Source organism: Bacillus sp. D48C, assembly GCF_053345735.1.
In genome coordinates, this window is record NZ_JBKFAQ010000007.1 from 173,795 (window position 1) to 191,800 (window position 18,006).

Annotated in this window: 15 protein-coding genes and 2 pseudogenes; 11 read left to right on the top strand and 6 right to left on the bottom strand. The window is 31.0% G+C overall.

Annotation, left to right across the window (positions count from 1 at the left end; translation table 11 throughout):
• The first annotated feature begins 465 nt into the window (after positions 1-465).
• Both ACLBXA_RS18355 and ACLBXA_RS18360 read left to right on the top strand, forming a co-directional pair.
• Positions 466-822 carry a hypothetical protein gene (locus tag ACLBXA_RS18355; RefSeq protein WP_000535572.1) on the top strand — a complete coding sequence of 119 codons (357 nt, stop codon included), beginning with the start codon at positions 466-468 and terminating at the stop codon, positions 820-822.
• Between the two features lie 105 nt (positions 823-927).
• A complete protein-coding gene (locus ACLBXA_RS18360; protein WP_000990084.1) occupies positions 928-1,461 on the top strand; it encodes a GNAT family N-acetyltransferase in 534 nt (177 codons plus the stop codon).
• A gap of 271 nt (positions 1,462-1,732) precedes the next feature.
• Here ACLBXA_RS18360 and ACLBXA_RS18365 read toward each other — a convergent pair whose 3' ends face one another.
• Complete coding sequence (locus ACLBXA_RS18365) at positions 1,733-2,341, bottom strand: hypothetical protein (RefSeq protein WP_000136050.1); 609 nt, start codon at positions 2,339-2,341, stop codon at positions 1,733-1,735.
• 608 nt (positions 2,342-2,949) lie between these two features.
• Positions 2,950-3,087 carry a DUF3956 domain-containing protein gene (locus ACLBXA_RS18370; RefSeq protein WP_000376554.1) on the bottom strand — a complete coding sequence of 46 codons (138 nt, stop codon included), beginning with the start codon at positions 3,085-3,087 and terminating at the stop codon, positions 2,950-2,952.
• 181 nt (positions 3,088-3,268) lie between these two features.
• On the opposite strand from ACLBXA_RS18370, the pseudogene ACLBXA_RS18375 reads away from it, so the two are divergent.
• A pseudogene (locus ACLBXA_RS18375) lies at positions 3,269-3,358 on the top strand (DinB family protein); the annotation flags it as partial.
• Positions 3,359-3,419: 61 nt separating this feature from the next.
• Here the strand turns inward: ACLBXA_RS18375 and ACLBXA_RS18380 are convergent.
• From ACLBXA_RS18380 to ACLBXA_RS18390, 3 genes are all read right to left on the bottom strand, one after another.
• The gene (locus ACLBXA_RS18380) at positions 3,420-4,436 is read right to left on the bottom strand and encodes a D-alanyl-D-alanine carboxypeptidase family protein (protein WP_426827784.1); all 1,017 of its coding nucleotides are present in this window, start codon (positions 4,434-4,436) and stop codon (positions 3,420-3,422) included.
• A gap of 175 nt (positions 4,437-4,611) precedes the next feature.
• The gene (locus ACLBXA_RS18385; protein WP_098425356.1) at positions 4,612-5,769 is read right to left on the bottom strand and encodes a sensor histidine kinase; all 1,158 of its coding nucleotides are present in this window, start codon (positions 5,767-5,769) and stop codon (positions 4,612-4,614) included.
• Positions 5,759-6,454 (bottom strand): response regulator transcription factor, encoded by a 696-nt coding sequence (locus ACLBXA_RS18390; RefSeq protein ID WP_001038808.1) that lies wholly within the window; start codon positions 6,452-6,454, stop codon positions 5,759-5,761. The genes ACLBXA_RS18385 and ACLBXA_RS18390 overlap by 11 nt, the downstream gene beginning before the upstream one ends.
• 192 nt (positions 6,455-6,646) lie before the next feature.
• Between ACLBXA_RS18390 and yqeK the strand changes: the two genes are divergently transcribed.
• From yqeK to ACLBXA_RS18420, 6 genes and pseudogenes are all read left to right on the top strand, one after another.
• Positions 6,647-7,255 carry a bis(5'-nucleosyl)-tetraphosphatase (symmetrical) YqeK gene (gene yqeK, locus ACLBXA_RS18395; protein ID WP_098506502.1) on the top strand — a complete coding sequence of 203 codons (609 nt, stop codon included), beginning with the start codon at positions 6,647-6,649 and terminating at the stop codon, positions 7,253-7,255.
• Positions 7,256-7,268: 13 nt separating this feature from the next.
• Positions 7,269-8,087 (top strand): annotated as a pseudogene (locus ACLBXA_RS18400) (DUF3885 domain-containing protein).
• Positions 8,084-8,821 carry a phosphorylase family protein gene (locus tag ACLBXA_RS18405; RefSeq protein ID WP_002082744.1) on the top strand — a complete coding sequence of 246 codons (738 nt, stop codon included), beginning with the start codon at positions 8,084-8,086 and terminating at the stop codon, positions 8,819-8,821. Before ACLBXA_RS18400 ends, ACLBXA_RS18405 begins: the two are co-directional and overlap by 4 nt.
• A gap of 143 nt (positions 8,822-8,964) precedes the next feature.
• Positions 8,965-9,813: a GNAT family N-acetyltransferase gene (locus ACLBXA_RS18410; RefSeq protein ID WP_336454846.1), complete on the top strand. Its 849-nt coding sequence runs from the start codon at positions 8,965-8,967 to the stop codon at positions 9,811-9,813.
• A gap of 192 nt (positions 9,814-10,005) precedes the next feature.
• Positions 10,006-10,380: a hypothetical protein gene (locus ACLBXA_RS18415; RefSeq protein WP_001059022.1), complete on the top strand. Its 375-nt coding sequence runs from the start codon at positions 10,006-10,008 to the stop codon at positions 10,378-10,380.
• A gap of 175 nt (positions 10,381-10,555) precedes the next feature.
• Entirely contained in the window at positions 10,556-13,237 is a 2,682-nt protein-coding gene (locus ACLBXA_RS18420) for a M4 family metallopeptidase (protein ID WP_150158034.1), read from the top strand.
• A 332-nt stretch (positions 13,238-13,569) separates the two neighbouring features.
• Here the strand turns inward: ACLBXA_RS18420 and ACLBXA_RS18425 are convergent, their stop codons facing one another.
• Positions 13,570-14,796 (bottom strand): helix-turn-helix domain-containing protein, encoded by a 1,227-nt coding sequence (locus ACLBXA_RS18425; RefSeq protein ID WP_000162842.1) that lies wholly within the window; start codon positions 14,794-14,796, stop codon positions 13,570-13,572.
• Positions 14,797-15,387: 591 nt separating this feature from the next.
• On the opposite strand from ACLBXA_RS18425, the gene ACLBXA_RS18430 reads away from it, so the two are divergent.
• Positions 15,388-17,049: an LPXTG cell wall anchor domain-containing protein gene (locus ACLBXA_RS18430; RefSeq protein ID WP_082180164.1), complete on the top strand. Its 1,662-nt coding sequence runs from the start codon at positions 15,388-15,390 to the stop codon at positions 17,047-17,049.
• 87 nt (positions 17,050-17,136) lie between these two features.
• The gene (locus ACLBXA_RS18435) at positions 17,137-17,940 is read left to right on the top strand and encodes a class C sortase (RefSeq protein ID WP_079997319.1); all 804 of its coding nucleotides are present in this window, start codon (positions 17,137-17,139) and stop codon (positions 17,938-17,940) included.
• Positions 17,941-18,006 lie beyond the last annotated feature (66 nt).

Below are 18,006 nucleotides of genomic sequence, written 5' to 3' on the forward strand. Positions count from 1 at the left end.
CATACAAACCATGCTAATTTTTAAGAGATAGTGGAGAGAACTACTACTAGTTATGGTGTTTTCCAATAAACATTTGTTGAAGAAAGCGTTCTGATTACAAATAATATCTTATTTTCGAGTACGCTTTTTTAAATGTATATTTCACAATAACAAAGGAAAAATCCACAAATAAAGTCTATGTATATGTGAGTTAATGGAAAAATCTAGTGTGTTTTTAAGGTGCGTCTTATTTAAAAGAAAAAAGATTTGTTTTAGAAAGTGGTGTCTAAACATTAAATGGAGTAGGACTAAATTCACGGCCGCTCATTAAACAAGCTTTTAATTAGGAGAAGTCTGTTTTTATAATGAATAATGAAAAGAAAGTATAGTACAATTGTTTGTTTTTTTTCTTTTTATGTGTTTGCCTCGTACCCTTTTAAGCTAGTGGACATACTTTACTAATAGAAAGGATTAGGGGGTGAGGTATTGGGTTCTCGATTTAATAATTGTAAAAAGAAGTGTACATGTAAACAAGATGATTGTTGGGAAGTATTCGAAGAGTGTAAAAAAGAACAGCATGAGAAATGTGATAATTCTTGTGTACAAGGAATTAGAGATGAACTTAAGAAATTAATTAATCGAACAGTTCAAATTAATACAGAGGGACGTACTTATGTAGGTACTGTTTCGTCTGTAAGTTGTGATCTAGTTAGGCTTGCGGCTATTCCTGGATCGGTTGGAGTAATTATTTCCATTTGTAAAATTGAAGCAATTTTCCCACCTGTTACAACGGTTACTGCTGACTTTGATTTTAATGGTATTGATGTAGCAAACAAAGCATAATTATGCTGCTTTTTTGTAAAGCCATTCACATGAATGGCTTTATTTTAATTTCATATAAAAGGAGAATATATTCTTTATATAGAAATAAGTTTGAGGTTATAAAGCATGATGTATGAAAGGAGCAAGGAAGTGATTAAACTAGAAAGCTTTAAGAAATCTGATTTTAAACAATTAATAAATTGGATTAACTCCGAAGAATTTCTAATACAATGGTCAGGAAATGCATTCACATTCCCTTTAGATGAACAGCAATTAGAGAAGTATATAGAAAGTGCAAATACACTCGCTTTCAAAGTGGTAGATGAAGTGACTTCAGACGTTATTGGTCATATTTCGCTTGGGCAAATAGATAATATTAATAAGTCCGCTAGAATTGGAAAAGTATTAGTTGGTAATACGAAGATGAGAGGACGTTCTATAGGAAAACATATGATGAAAGCAGTACTTCATATTGCTTTTGACGAATTAAAACTACATAGGGTAACTCTTGGTGTGTACGATTTTAATACATCGGCCATTTTCTGTTACGAAAAAATAGGGTTTGTAAAAGAAGGCTTATTAAGAGAGTCAAAAAGAGTAGGAGAAACGTATTGGAATTTATGGGAAATGAGTATGTTAGAATATGAATGGAAGAAGTAGCAACAATAGTAATTTATAATTATATTATGTTAACAAAAGGGGCTTGGTGGGTATAGTGGATAATAAAACAAAAATAATTTCAATTGCAGCTGTTTCAGGGGGAGAGCTAGTATATTAAAACTGACAAAGAAACCATTTTTGAAAAAGGCCCACCTGCATTGTTTCTGAGGAATAAGAGGGTGAGCCCTAATTAAACGAAACTGAATGAATCTGTAAAAATTGTAACTAAAGTATGCATCAACAAGGTATTGAAAGGGATGAATAGTAAACTTTACAGATTATTCCATATGTAACAAAACTGGTTAGCTTCTGATTTAAGCGCTACTAAATGATTATTATTAATAGAGTTATTCGTATACATTCTGTTCTTTTGGATGTTAAGTACCGTATAATTCACATCGTTTCGTTCATTTGAAAATGTTGATTCATTTAATAGTGTAAGTGTCGAGTTAATGTTGTATTTATCAATTCGCTCTTTTTTTCCTTTGAAAAACAGTTTGATAAGATGTGGCTCATTATTAATGAATAAGCCAAGTTCAGGTGATGAACGGACGATTAAATCATCTGATTTCCAATGTGATTTACCTGGATCAAACCAGGAGATGTCTTTATTTTTAATGAATTTTTTGTATTGCTTTATAACATCAATGTAGTTTTGTTTTTTTTTCTGATCAACCGTTTGTACTAATGTTTCGAAACATTCAAAAGGTAGTTTGTTTTGATGAAATTTAATAACAGTTTCTCGTAATTGTTTCCAGTAATCAAAAGCTGGTTGATATTCAGGTTGGGATTTTAGATTTTTTATAAAGTTTGTTTTAGCTGTACTACCTTTCAGTGTGAAGTCTAAAAATTGTGTAAGCCCTACTTTAATTTCTGTCATATTACATCACCCTTCCAAACATTATTCATTTAATAATAGACGAAATACCCTACATTTTTAAAGAAATGAGCTAGATGCTAGAAAACCTAATGTCCATGCACAATAGATACGGAAAAGCCAATCCGTAAGTATAAATGATGGACCATCCAATTGAAGATAAATTAGATAATGGTTACCAGGTGATAGGTTATTAATATAATCGGATAGTGAGGCGAGTTTAAAAGATAACAATATAGATTATTTAGCTTGGATTTGAGAAAAAAGTGCATGGGAATAAAGAGGGATATAGGGAAATGGGCTCTCATCAAAAAATATAAGTTGGTATCAGTATACCGTAGAGAATGAGTGTATAGAACATACAAGTAAAAGTATTGGCTAGCACACTTAAAATAAGCCGTATAAAAAGTTAATCATCGTGTGCTTTGATTATATAATGTCGGCGAAATAAATAGTGTGAAGGACAGCGATCTTAACAAGTGTTTCATGTAACGTTCATGTACTTTAATTTTTTATAATTAATCAAATTTGAATTTTGTTTGTTGTTAAGAAAAGGTGAGAAGAAAATAAAAAAAGAGGGCTAATGCCCTCTTTTTTTATTAATTTGGTAATTAATCACAGATTGGTATCCCAAGCACTCTTAGAGCTAATGCTACTTGAAGGGAAATCTCTAATCTAGCAATTTCAATACCAGCTACTGAAAGAACTAAAAAAGGTTGTCCGTTTACAAATACAACGCAACTATCCATAGTTAAGCCTCCTTTCTAGTAATCTACTATAGTATATGAATAGAACTTTAATATGTAATAGTTAAATTGTTGGATTTAATAGAATTAATAGATTAACCCATTTAAACTAAACAAACGAACACAATGAACGGAAACAGAGATGGGTGTATGCCTCGAAAAACATAGGTTTTAAGACATGGGATATGAAATTCATCATATTGGTCAGCTGTCTATATGGGCGAGGCAGTTAAACTTGCAACCAGTTTCAGCAAATTTAATTGGAAGAGGATAATAGAATTAAAAACCGACTTGCATCTCAAACGCAAGTCGGTTTTTATATATAAGAAGATTTCTTAATTGAAATCCTCGGATTTTTTCTGACGTATATGTAAAAACATTAAGGTGGTAATGATTAAAAAAATCATTATAGTTTGTATAATTAAATTTTTAAACTGAAGCAATATTGTCCACGATGTAAGGGTGTCTTTAAAAGCTTGGAGTGCAGAGTACGAGGAAGGATCAAAACCATACTGTAGCAACTTTTTTGTTTCAATAAATGAAATGTTTTCTTCATCTGCATCTAATATTACTGAAATTAGTCTAGTATCTTCAAGTTTTGCTGTACTGACAAAACTATAATTACCATTAGTTGAAAAACTAGTTTGTAAGCCATCAACACCTTGAAGTTTAATGTTTTCATTAAGGGAATATATCATTTTATTCGTATTGAAAACCTGGGAATCTTTGAAGGGAAATTGGTAAGAGGTTAGTTTCGTAATATTCAATACATCTGGAAAATCTTTTATTAATCGTGCTGCTAATTTAGCTACGTCTATTGCTGTTGTAGTTGATTGTTTATTTGTATCATTATTAATTCCAGTAGAGTTTAGAAATGGAGATGGTTGTAATAACTTTAGTTCTTTTGCTTTTTTATTCATTAATACTGTAAAGTTATCTTCATTTCCAGCAATGTGTTCTGCAAGAGCGAGTGCAGAACGATTATTCCCTGCCAGTAGCAATGCATGAAGTAAATCACGAACCGTTGTTTTATCATTCGATGTTACTTGTATAGGGCTTGTTTCTACTCGGAATACTTCGTTACTTATTTGTACGAAGTCATCTAACTGTATTTTTCTATCATTTAGTTGCTCCAATACGATATATTCTGTCATTAATTTAGATAAAGCAGCTGATTGTACTGGAGTTTCTTCATTTTTTTTATAAACAATTTCACCTGAATTAGCATTTATTAAGATAGCTGATTTAGCTTGAATAATCGGACCATTTACATAAAGGTAAAAATATAAAACGATAAGTGCAGTAATGAAAAAAGATAATAATAAAATAGCGAATTTTTTTAAGAATTGCATAAGCGATCCTCCTATTATGACATCAATAATAGTATTGTAAAAAAGAATGCTTAATTAGGAAGAAAGAAAAGGTAAAGAATTTCTAAAGAATTATAAAGGATTATTAATTTTTTGTAATTAATGGAAAAAGTTCAATTTCTTATATGATAAGAAATTGAACTTTTTATTTGTGATATTAACCTTTGTAGGGGAGTAGTTTTACAGTGAAAGTTGTTTTTTCGTCATCACTATATACTTCAATTGTTCCTTTATGCAATTCGACTATACTTTTTGCAATTGCTAATCCAAGTCCAGATCCACCAGTGTTTGTAGAGCGCGATTTTTCAACGCGATAAAAACGTTCAAAAATATGAGGTAAATCCGTACTAGGAATAGGTTGTCCGTAATTTGTTATATCAATTGTAATCATATTATTGCTTTCATAAGCAGTAAGGTCAATATAGCGACCTTCGCTTCCATAAGCGATAGCGTTTATAATAAGATTTTCAAACACACGCACTAATTTGTCACCATCAGCTAATACCATGAGCTTTTGAGATGGGAAAGAAGGTCTACATTCTATATTAGCTTCTTGAACCTGTATTCGGAATTGAACAGTTAATTGTCCAAGTAACTCTACAATATCAATGGGGACAGAATACAAGCTTAACTCTTTATTTTGAACACGTGTATATTCGAACAAGTCATTCATTAATGCATTAAGACGAGTTACTTTATCATAAATGACTTGAATATAGTATCGCAATTCCACTTCATCTCTATAATTATCATGATGAATTAAATTTACGTATCCAACTATAGAAGTAAGGGGAGTACGTAAATCATGTGATACATTTGTAATAAGTTCACTCTTTGCTTGTTCCGCTTGTCTTTCTTCATCAATTGAGACTTTTAATTGTTCAACAATTTCATTGATCCCGATTGCTAACTCTTCCAAATAATTATGATTTACAACAGAAACTTTATGATTGAAGTTTCCATTTGCAATGTAACGAATTTCTTCTATCATTTTTTTTATACAAGTTTCATAGTAAAGTTTTCTCTCGTGACGATAAAAAATGTAAAGATAGGATGAAAAAATAGAAAATAAAAACAAATAAGAAACAATCATCATCCATAAAGATTCTTTAACCCCTTTATACTTTTCATAACCAAAAATTCGAATGAATTCTTTACCGAGCTCGGTTAGAGTAAGTGAACTTTCAATTACACTCGTAACGAGGCGATAAATAATTAATTCAGTAATAGGAGTGAGTGTGATAGCTAGTAAGAGCCAAAAAATAAGTTTCCATTTAGGGATATCTTTTAATATATCAAATGCTTCATTTCTCAATTTTATAGCCAACTCCCCAAACAGTGTGAATAAATTTTTCTCCATTCATTACCGTTTCAAGTTTATCCCGTAAGTTGCTAATATGGACCATTACCGTCTTATTTGAACCATAACCATCTTCATTCCAAACGCGTTCGAAAATTTCTTCTGAACTAAATACTCTTCCTGTATTACTCGCAAGTAAATATAAAATATCGAATTCAATAGAGGTTAGTTTAATATACTCTCCATTTACTTTAACAGTATGATTATGTTTGTGTATTTCAACAGAGCGAATACGAATAATACCATCTTCATTCTTTTGCGAAGTAGCATTTTGGAAAGATGATCTTCGTAATAAAGCTTTCACTCTAGCTACTAATTCTAATGGATTGAATGGTTTGATCATATAATCATCGGCACCTGTCATAAGACCTAATATTTTATCCATATCTTCTGCTTTTGCACTAAGCATTAGAATTGGTACAGTATTATTTTCACGTACTTCCTGACAAACTTCTAATCCGTTTCGTTTTGGCATCATAATATCCAAAATCATAAGGTCAACTTCATATGTAGAAACCTTCTGCAATGCTTCATCGCCATCATAAGCTTTATAAATGTTATAGCCTTCATTTCGCAAATAAACAGCAAGTAATTCAACAATTTCTTTATCATCATCAATAATTAATATGTTTTTATTCATTTTGTAGTTCCTTTCCTTACAAATCATCAACATTACTATAATATCAAACATTTATGTACTTGTAGCAATGATTCTGTATAAAATTTCATGTAACGTATTAAAAAGGAGTAAAAAGATTAATAACGAATATAAAATAACAAAGATATTTAAATTCTGCATTATACTGAAAGTTAGTTATAAGGGGGATTTTCTATGTTATATAATGATATATATTCATTTGCTCCAACTGGAAAAATAGACAATGATATTAAAGATTTTCTACTAAAATATAATAAAGAGTTTACATATAAACATTCAATTCGTGTGGCAAATAAGGCAAAAAAGATTGCAGAAAAGTTTCACGTAGATAAAGAAAAAGCAGCAATTGCAGGATATTTACATGATATTAGTGGCATTTTTCCGAACGAGGAGCGGATTGCAGTTGCTGAAGAATTTGGGGTAGAAATAGAGGAAGCAGAAAGAAAGTTTCCTATGATTATTCATCAAAAACTATCGAGAGTAATCGCAAAAGAAATATTTAAAGTAGAAGATGAAGACGTATTAGATGCAATTTGTTGTCATACTACACTGCGTAAACACCCAACAAAGATGGATTTAGTTTTATTTGTTGCAGATAAAATAGAATGGGATCAAAAGGGGACACCACCATATTTAATAGAAATAAAAAAAGGATTGGAAAAATCTTTGGAAAAAGCTGCTTTTGTATATATTTCATATTTGTGGGAAAGGAAAGATACATTGAAAGTTATACATCCGTGGCTAGAAGAAGCATATTGGTATTTAAAAAGAATTGTACAGTAGAAGGGACAAGGAAATGCAATTAAAAGAATATATGAATCAAACATTTCCAGGAGTTACATTAGTACCGTACTTATATTCTCAGTGGGAAAATCATTTGTATTTTGATTTTGGAAAAGATAAATATCAAATTGTAGAAGGAACCGACGATTTAAATATGGAATACTTTTCTCAGCTATATACATATAATAAATTCTTATTTGAAGACATATTTTCAAAAGAAGATGTAGTGTTTGTAGTGACAAATGTTTATAGATTTAAAAAGGAAAACACAAAAACTCCACAGAAAATAAATGTATACAATAAATATATTAAGAAAAGAGATTTAAGATTTCATATAAGACAAGAAACGTTACCGTTTCTATTTGAAGATGAAGAGGCAGATTTATCCCGCTATTTGCCGGGCAGTAAGACCCCCACCTCAAAATTCAGCGAAAGCAAAGAAGGTAGGTGGGGGGCGGGCTGCCCCTAAAAGCCCGATTGGTGAGGGCTGATAATCAGTGGGGGATGAACTGATTAAAGTTTCACATTATATTGTACATATCAATTTTCTTTAAAATGTCTTGCGGAAGATATTAAATATGAATCGCTTATACAAGCTGCTAATCATGAGGATTTCTCTGTTTTGTATCCTCGATTTGGACGGAAAAAAGAAATTTCTTATCCAGATGTATTTCTCATAAATGCAACGAAAGATATTGTCATGTTTATGTATGATGATAGAGGATGTGAAGTAATTGCGAAGAATAAAGAAATAATACGAGATTTATATAAGAAATATAAAGAATGGATTCCAGATTATGAACGAGAAAGTATAGATAACTTATTTAAATGACAATAGGGGAAGTGAAGCGTGTAATGAAACGTATTGCAATTGTATCTGCATGGGAACCAGAACTGACGTATTTGCATCAACATTATCCGAGTGAACGTGTTGAAAAAAGAGCAGCTTGGGAATTTCATTTTCATACTATCAATGAGCTGGAAATTATATCAGTTGTAACTGGTGTCGGTAAAGTAAGCTGCGCTAGTTGTGTACAATTGTTAATTAGTGAGTTTCAGCCAGATGAGTTGTTTATGACAGGAATATGCGGAAGTTTATCAAACAAAGTGAAAAACGGTCATATTGTAGTAGCACTAAACGCAATACAACACGATGTTACTGCTGCTGGCTCAGGAGAAGATGTTTTTAATTTATATAACGGTAGAACAGCACCTATTGAAACAACAAAATCACTTGTAAGAAGAATAAAAAAAATACGATTGTATGATCCGATACATTTCGGTACATTTTTATCTGGAGATCAACGTATTCGTAGTTCAGAAATGAGATATTTACTTCATACTGTATACGGAGCATTGGCAGTTGATCAAGAAGTAGCAGCTTTCGCCTATGTGTGTCAAATAAATAAAAAACCATTTTTATGTTTAAAAGCTGCTTCAGATCAAGCAAATGATAAAACGAAAGAAGAACAAAAAATCTTTAAAATGCTAGCATGCGAAAGAGCATGTGAGCATTTAATTGCTTTTTTACGTGTTTATGAGATTAATGTAGTAAATAATAGATAGTTTGTTATAAAACAAATTAATAGTAAGTTATATGTAGGGAAATGTCCGTTCATTTCAAATTAAGAGCTGAAATTTATAATAGATGGAATATATTATATGGGTACATGTTGAGATTAATACAAGCAATTGGAGGGCAATTTTATATGATTCAATATAAAAGGTGTAGTGAAGTAAATATTGATTTAGTATATGAAGCTTTTAAAGATGGATTTTCCGATTATATTATTAAGATGGAAGTTTCAAAAGAGGGTTTTATACAACGTTTTTTTGGACCAGAAGGTAATTTGCTAGAACATTCTTTTCTTGCTTTAGACGGTGACAAATCAGTTGGCGTAATATTAGGTGGTATAAAGGATTATGAAAGTATAAAGACTATGCGCTGTGGAACATTAGCGGTTCATCCTAATTACCGCGGTATTGGTGTGAGTCAAAAATTATTTGAACTGCATAAAGAAGAGGTGATTCAACATGGATGTAAGCAACTTTTTCTCGAAGTCATTGTAGGAAACGACCGAGCGATTCATTTTTATAATAAGTTGGGCTATGAAAAAGTGTACGATCTTTCTTATTATAATTTAAATGATTTGACTAAAATAATGAATAAAGATTGTAAGGATATTGAAGTAAAACAATTAGAATTTCCAACTTTTAAAGATGAAATTCAGAAATGGTTAAACTTCCATATAAATTGGCAAAATGATGTTGATTATATCGAAAAAACAAATAATGTATTTTATGGTGCATATGTCGATAATGACTTAAAAGGCTCTCTATGTGTAAATGAACAAGGTAAAATTAGTTTTATTTTCGTAGACAAAGTTTATAGAAATATTGGTGTTGGGATGAAATTATTAGAAGTAGCAAGAGAAGAATTAATTTTATCAAGTTTATCAATTGGGTTTCCTAACAATAATTTACTGGAGGGTTTTTTAAAGAAATGTGGATTTGAAAAGAATTCTTTAGCGCAATATGAAATGTATTTATTACTCTAAAAGCGGAAGGGATTTATTCTTTTCGCTTTTTATTTTTTCTGTTAAGTTGGTAAATGCTTCGCAACTATAATTTGTAATGAGAGGAATTTGTTTATCCTTAAGTTATCTTTTTAATTGTCAATTTCATGCTAATAATTTTCTTTGTATAATATTCTAATTTTATGTAGAATAGATACGATGGGAGGGGATGAAATGAATAATGGATTAAAGTTTAAGATTTTTGAATTGCATTGTCTTGTTCAAAAGACTTATTCTGATATTAAAATAGCGTGTGATATTGCTATTTATCAAGAAAACACTTCTAAATATTTAATTTCATTAGGATTTTTAAATAAATCATATATGACTTATATAGAAGCAAAAAGATTCTATCGCGAAAATGAAGAGCTTGTAAGTGTAGAATTTGATAATTTCTTTGATATGTATGATAAATTAGAAAACGAATTAAAACAAGTTATTTCAACTGAAGATAAAAATCCTTCATTGCTACATAGCAGACTTGATCAGTTTCAACAGAAAGTTGAAAATATAAATGACCTAATAAAAGTATTGCAAAATGCTCGTTAATGAATGCTTTTTTCTTTTTTGTATAGAAATTATGTATTAAAAACATTTTAGGGATATTACATATTAAAGAGGTGGCTTTTGTTGATTACAAAAGTCATCTTTTTATGTTAGGAATAGATTGTATACATTTTAGCAGTTTCATATAAATAATAGGAATTTATACGAGGGGAATATCATGGGAAATAAAAAAGAAATAGCTATAGTTGCATTAACAACAGGATTCGTTTTAACAAGTGTAACGCCATATGGATTAGGTCATGCAGAGGAAACTGGTCAAATGCAAGTAGAAATTCAAGAGGATTCGTTCCGTACAGGTGATCTTACACAACCATCAAAAAAGGCGCCAGAGAATGTAGTGAAAGATGCACTTAAGGAAAATACGGAGCATGCTTTGTCTCCAAAACAAGTTAGTGCAGAAACAGGAGTAGATTACAAGGTTCTTCAAAAACGTGGTTCTTATGATGGAACTACACTTGTGCGCATGCAACAAATATATGAAGGAAAAGAAGTATATGGTCACCAGTTGACTGCTCACGTAGATAAAAAAGGTATTATTAAAAGTATTTCAGGAGATAGCGCACAAAATTTAACACAAGAAGATTTAAAGAAACCTATTAATTTATCAAAAGAAGAAGCAAAACAATATATTTATAAAAAGTACGGAAACGATACTAAATTTATTTCTGAGCCAGAAGTTAAGGCAGTTATTTTTGTTGATGAAAATCATGGACAGGCTAGCAATGCATATCAAGTTACATTTGCTGCTACAACACCAAATTATGTATCTGGAACTTATTTAGTGAATGCTCATAATGGTGAAATGTTAAAAGATATGGTACAAGAATCAAGTTTGAAAATAAGTGAAGAGTATGTTCAATCCGTTAAGGAAAATAAAACTAGCAATTTTACATCATTAACTGGAACAGGAAAAGATGATTTAGGCGTAACTCGTACATTTGGTATTTCTAAACAGACCAGTGGGAATTATGCGCTTGCTGATTACACAAGAGGACAAGGAATTGAGACATATGATGTAAATTATAGAGATATTACAAATGAAGAAAGTTATTATCCTGGTATACTAGCAACTAGCGTTTCAACAACATTTAATGATCCAAAGGCGGTAAGCGCTCATTTCTTAGCAACAAAGGTATACGATTTTTATAAAGAAAAATATAAGCGTAATAGTTTTGATAATAAAGGAAATAAAGTAGTTTCAGTTGTACATGCATGGGATTCTGGAGGAACAAATGATCCTGAAAATTGGGAAAATGCATTTAGTACTAATATTAATAACATTAGTATGCTTTTATATGGAGATCCTATGGTAAAAGCGTTCGATATAGCCGGTCATGAATTTACACATGCAGTTACATCAAGTGAATCTAACCTTGAATTTTCAGGAGAATCTGGGGCAATTAATGAGGCATTATCGGATATTATGGGAACGGCTATAGAGAAATACATAAATAATGGGGAATTTAACTGGACAATAGGAGAACAAACTGGATCGATTTTTCGTAATATGAAAAATCCAACTGCAATTAATTTTTCAGATGGACTACCGTATCCTGATGATTATAGTAAATATAATGATTTAAATGGAGAGGATTATGGAGGCGTTCATTTTAACTCAAGTATTATTAATAAAGTTGCGTATTTAATTGCACAAGGTGGTACTCATAACGGTGTAAATGTAAATGGCATTGGTGAAGATAAAATGTTTGATATTTTCTATTATGCAAATACTGATGAATTAAACATGACTTCTAATTTTTCTGAATTGAAATTGGCATGCCTTAAAGTGGCAACTAATAAATATGGAACGAACTCAATTGAAGTTCAAGCAGTCCAAAATGCTTTTGATGCTGCAAAAATTATAGAAAAAGTGAAAGAAAACGAAAAAACAGCAGAAAACCAAGCTCCAGAGTTAACTGTACCGTTTACGATTACACTACGTGTAGGAGATACGTTTGATCCAATGAGAAATGTAAAAGCTGTTGATAAAGAAGATGGTGATTTAACAAATAAAGTAAAGCATAAAGGCGATGTAAATACTTCAAAACCAGGTACATACATTGTGGAATACTTGGTTGTTGATTCTAAAGGCGGGAATGCAACGGCTATACAGACTGTAATTGTAGAGGGAAATGGAGAAATATCAGATTTAGAACCTAAATTAACAGTGCCTGTTGGAGCGATACTTCATGTAGGAGATTCATCTGTTCCAATGGCAGAAGTATTAGCTATCGATAAAGAAGACGGTGATCTCACTTCTAAAATTAAAGTTGATGGTGAAGTAGATACATCAAAAGCCGGTACTTACGTATTAACGTACACGGTTACAGATTCTAAAGGTCATGAAGTAACGGCGAAGCAAACTGTAACGGTCAAAGTTAGAGAAGAAATTAAAAATGAAAAACCAATACTAAAAGTACCTGCTACAACTTCGATTACTGAGGGTGATCAATTTGATCCGTTGATAGGAGTATCGGCTACTGACAAAGAAGACGGTGATCTTACTTCTAAAGTAGCGTATAAAGGAACTATAGATACAACTAAAGCTGGTATTTATGAAATAATATATAGTGTAAGAGATTCCGTGGGTAATGAGGTAAATACAATACAAAAAGTATTAGTGAAAGATAAAGAAACTAGCAAACCTAATGGTCTTGCTAATAAGACAAATAAGAGTAATATTTCAAACAACAGTAATAGCGATAAAAAAGAATATACATATAAGGAGCTGCCAAAGACGGGTGTAAGTACAACTAACAGTGCAGCAATCGGCATATTGATGATTATTACAGGTACAGTACTCACTTTGATTCGCAAATTTAGAAAGATACAAAAATAATAGTAGGGATTATTCGTTTGAAGAAAAGAGTTCAGTATTCAAAAGAAATAAAGTAGAAAGTAAATAAAACGAAATATGGATTTTTTACTTATTAAGATTTTAATAGTTAAGCGGTACATTTGACCTTTATAAAAATTTGCAGTTGGATACTATTCTGTCTACAGAACTATATTACATATAAAACACGTTACTATTCTTTTATTTTAATGAGAATAGTAACGTGTTTTTTGATTTGAAAATAGCATAAATCCTATAGCTCATGAATATAGGAGTACTTCTAATTTGCCATTGATAAGTTACTGAAAACACTTTGCTTTAATGGAAGTGTCACTCTAAATGACAACATGAGATTTTCGATATTTACCAGGTGTTTCATTGGTGAATTTTTTAAAAATTTTAGTAAAATAACTTTGATCGCTAAAATTAAGCGAAGCGCATATGTCTGATAAGGGATAGGTGGTGAAAGTTAATAATTTCTTTGCTTCTTCGATTCGTTCACGTTGAATGTACTCAATTAATGAAATACCGACTTCTTTTTTAAATAATATAGATAAATAATCTGAATTCACATTTGCAAATTTAGCAAGTTGTTTAACAGATATTGGATTGTAAATGTTTTTAAGAATGTAGTTTTTGCAAATAGCAATAGTCTGTGAATGTTGCTGTGTTTTTTGTGCCTTTACACGGTCTGCAAAGGTACAAAAAGCATTTTTTAATAAATCCCAAACAGATTCTTTGTCTTTTAAATTTTCTGTTCTTTGAATATGTAAATCATAAATTTTGTAAGCTATCCCAGATGGAAGACCCCCTTTTATCGCATATCTAGTGGCGAGCGTAATGGATGAAATACAAATGTTTTTATGACGTCTTAATTGATGGAATGAAGATAAAGATGAAAGAGTCTCTTGTTGGAATTCGTAATAATATTTGAGCACGGTTTCTTTATCCCCGTTTTCTATAGAACCAAGTAGTTGCTGCTCTATATATAAATTATGATAAATGGATTCGTCTTTTTGCATTGAAATATATACATCTTCGTTTAAGATTCTGCTATGACTTATATGAAGTGAGTCACTGTTATTTGAAAATGTGCTTACATCTGAATTTTTTTTATAGAGAATGTTATAGAACAATATTGCTATATTTACAAAGAAATTTTGATCTTTGACTGACAATGAAAAATAATGGTCTCTTGTTCTTTTATAATTTGGAATAAAATTAAGTTTACTATCCGCTTTACTTGTAGAAAAATTTACATGTGCCAAGGGCCCAATAATAACAGTACCGTTCACCATATAATCGCTCTTTATGTGAATTAAAATGAAGTGCCCTAGATGTTCGTGAGTTCTGAAGATGGGGGAATTATATGTATCATTTCTCTGAAAAAGCACATGTAACTGTTCTATTTTTGATGTATACAACAAGTGTGAATCATTTTTTGATGTGAATTCTAAAAGGATATTTTTGTTACAATCTAAAAAACAAACTGGAATTTCAAAAGATTGGAAAAACATATTGCAAATGTACTCTATCTCAACTAGACTGAGCTTTTTAGTCATATTCTTCCTCCTTACAGTTATGCGTAATAGTTAAATAAACATATATTCCTTTTTTCATAAGTAGAAACGGAAAACCTTTATTAATAAAAAATATAAATAAAAGTTATAAACTTCTAAGAATAATACCATAATTTAACATGAATAGCACATATTATTTGAATATACAGGTAATAGTTTTGGACAGTAGCGTAAAATATGAATCGTCACACTTATTTGTTGGTTATTACTTATATGTATTAAAAATGATTAAGGTTGGATTTTAAATAGGGATAGGAAGTGAGAAATTAATAGATTGACAGTAAGTGACTAGTCGAAATTAGCAGTGAAAGCTATTATGTAACAAATGTAATGATTTTTGAAGTAGAGATATAAGTGTAATTTAGGGGAGAAAATTACATATATCATGTGGAGAGACAACGTAATAATAGAAGATAAGAAATGTGAATAAGTGATTGTAAACAATGGATTGTTGGACGACTATGTTTTATGTTATTCGTTTAAATCTGATACTTGGCACACTATTGCTTTTAAGAAGGTAATAGTAATAAAGAGATTTTTAAAATGATAGAAGTAGTAAAGGGGATAAGAGAAATGAAAAAAATATTTAGTGTGCTTTTAGTGTTATTCTTAACATTTTCTACATGGTCTAGTGTATTAGTAAAGGCAGATTCACCATCTAAAGGTACTTTAACGATTCATAAGTATGAACAAGAAAAAGATGGAGCGCAGGGACTAGAAGGTGACGGTTCTGCAAATCAAGAGGTGCCAAAAGATGCGAAACCATTAAAAGGTGTAACGTTTGAAGTGAAAAAGGTTGCGTCTTTTGAAAAAATTTCAAACGATGGGAAAATCGTGAAAGAAGATGTGAAACCTGTAATGGGAGCAACTCCAACGCAAGTAGTAACAGATGATAACGGACAAGCTGTATTAAAAGATATTTCACTAGGACGTTATGAGGTGAAAGAAGTGGCAGGACCTCCACATGTTAATCTAAATCCCAATACGTATACAGTGGATATCCCATTAACGAATAAAGAGGGTAAGGTGCTAAACTATGATGTTCACATGTATCCTAAAAATGAGGTTAAACGTGGTGCAGTGGATTTAATAAAAACTGGTGTAAATGAAAAAGCATTAGCAGGTGCAGTATTCTCTTTATTTAAAAAAGACGGTACAGAAGTGAAAAAAGAGTTAGTAACAGATGCTAATGGTCATATTCGCGTGCAAGGATTGGTGTATGGAGAATACTATTTCCAAGAAACAAAAGCTCCGAAAGGCTATGTAATAGATCCAACTAAACGTGAGTTTTTTGTTAAGAACTCCGGAACAATTAATGAAGATGGAACTATTACTTCTGGTACAGTAGTTAAATTAGAAGTGAAAAACTATGAAGAACCAATAATTGATAAAAAGATTAACGGAAAATTGGAAGCGTTACCGATCAATCCGTTAACTAATTATAATTATGATATTAAAACATTAATTCCAGAAGACATTAAGGAATACAAAAAATATGTGGTAACAGATACTTTGGATAATCGTTTAGTGATTCAAGGAAAGCCAATCGTGAAAATTGATGGAGCAGAAGTAAATGCAAGCATTGTAGAGGTAGCTATAGAAGGTCAAAAAGTAACAGCTACAGTAAAAGATTTCACAAAATTAGATGGTAAAAAAGAATTTCATTTGCAAATTAAATCTCAAGTAAAAGAAGGAGTACCATCTGGTTCGGAAATTTTAAATACAGCAAAAATTGATTTTACAAATAAAAATGATGTAATTGAAGAAAAGGAATCTAAACCTGTAGTTGTTGTTCCAACAACTGGAATAATTGAGTTAACAAAAATTGATGGTGCTAATAAGAATAAATTAAAAGGTGCAGAGTTTGTACTTAAAGATAAAAATGGAAAAATAGTTGTTGTAGCAGGAAAAGAAGTAACAGGTGTATCAGATGAAAATGGTGTTATTAAATGGTCTAACATTCCATATGGAGACTATCAAATTTTCGAAACGAAAGCTCCAACATATACAAAAGAAGATGGTACAAAAGCTTCTTATCAATTATTAAAAGATCCCATTGATGTAAAGATTAGCGAAAATAATCAAACGGTTAAATTAACGATTGAAAATAATAAAAGTGGATGGGTTCTTCCGGTAACGGGTGGCATAGGAACGACTCTTTTTACTGTAATAGGTCTTACGTTAATGGTTACAGCGGCATTTGTTTTCTTTAGAAAAAAGTCTGCTAATAATTAAGATTTTAGGAACATGTAACTATGGGAAAAGGGGAGAAGCAAAATGCTTCCCTCTTTTCGATATTTAAGCATATACAGAGGTGGAAATATGAAACGAAATCTTGTTTTGGGAGGTATTTTTTTATTTGGATTAGGTGTTTTTTTATATCCTACTATTAGTAATTGGTTGGCGACTCGTGCACATTATTCTGAGATTAGCTCTTACGATAAGAATATCAAAGCATTACAAAAGAAAGAAGTCGAACGTAGGGAAAAAGAAGCAGCCGAATATAATAAACAAGTTCACACTTCCACGAAAACATTTACTGATCCATTTTCTGAAAAAAAAAGTAATCATCAAGCATATGCTGATGCGTTAAATTTAGGAGATGTAATGGGGTATATTGAAATATCGAAAATTAATATAAAACTGCCAATCTATCAAGGGACATCTGAGGAAGTATTGAGCCGCGGGATAGGTCATTTAGATTTTTCTTCGCTCCCGATAGGTGGAGAAAATACGCACACTATTTTAACAGGGCATCGTGGTTTACCATCAGCAAAATTATTTACAGATTTAGATAAGTTGAGTGAAGGAGATCTTTTTTATATTCATTCTTTAGACAAAGTTCTTGCTTATAAAGTAGATCAAATTAAAGTAGTGTTACCACACGAAACGGACGATCTACAAATTGTAGAAAATAAAGATTATACAACTTTAATTACGTGTACGCCTTATGGAGTAAACACCAATAGGTTGCTAGTTCGAGGTGTGCGTGTGGAGTTAAACGGGAAAGAAAAACAAAAAGTGAGTACAGAGATATTTATATTTAATAAGTGGACTGTAATAGTTCCAATCCTATTGTTATGTGTGTTTCTAGTCGTAATTTATAAGAAAAGGTTAACTCGATAGAATGTATTTATTTATCCTGCATTAATGGGAAGTGGGACCGGAAATTCAGAGATAAGTAAAGAAAGT

Excerpts from the sequence above, each read along its gene's own strand:
- ACLBXA_RS18405 (WP_002082744.1), top strand. The coding sequence starts at position 8,084 with ATGACAATAGGGGAAGTGAAGCGTGTAATGAAACGTATTGCAATTGTA.
- ACLBXA_RS18410 (WP_336454846.1), top strand. The coding sequence starts at position 8,965 with ATGATTCAATATAAAAGGTGTAGTGAAGTAAATATTGATTTAGTATAT.
- ACLBXA_RS18430 (WP_082180164.1), top strand. The coding sequence starts at position 15,388 with ATGAAAAAAATATTTAGTGTGCTTTTAGTGTTATTCTTAACATTTTCT.
- ACLBXA_RS18435 (WP_079997319.1), top strand. The coding sequence starts at position 17,137 with ATGAAACGAAATCTTGTTTTGGGAGGTATTTTTTTATTTGGATTAGGT.
- ACLBXA_RS18415 (WP_001059022.1), top strand. The coding sequence starts at position 10,006 with ATGAATAATGGATTAAAGTTTAAGATTTTTGAATTGCATTGTCTTGTT.
- ACLBXA_RS18420 (WP_150158034.1), top strand. The coding sequence starts at position 10,556 with ATGGGAAATAAAAAAGAAATAGCTATAGTTGCATTAACAACAGGATTC.
- ACLBXA_RS18425 (WP_000162842.1), bottom strand. The coding sequence starts at position 14,796 with ATGACTAAAAAGCTCAGTCTAGTTGAGATAGAGTACATTTGCAATATG.
- ACLBXA_RS18380 (WP_426827784.1), bottom strand. The coding sequence starts at position 4,436 with ATGCAATTCTTAAAAAAATTCGCTATTTTATTATTATCTTTTTTCATT.
- ACLBXA_RS18370 (WP_000376554.1), bottom strand. The coding sequence starts at position 3,087 with ATGGATAGTTGCGTTGTATTTGTAAACGGACAACCTTTTTTAGTTCTT.
- ACLBXA_RS18390 (WP_001038808.1), bottom strand. The coding sequence starts at position 6,454 with ATGAATAAAAACATATTAATTATTGATGATGATAAAGAAATTGTTGAA.
- ACLBXA_RS18365 (WP_000136050.1), bottom strand. The coding sequence starts at position 2,341 with ATGACAGAAATTAAAGTAGGGCTTACACAATTTTTAGACTTCACACTG.
- yqeK (WP_098506502.1), top strand. The coding sequence starts at position 6,647 with ATGTTATATAATGATATATATTCATTTGCTCCAACTGGAAAAATAGAC.
- ACLBXA_RS18360 (WP_000990084.1), top strand. The coding sequence starts at position 928 with ATGATGTATGAAAGGAGCAAGGAAGTGATTAAACTAGAAAGCTTTAAG.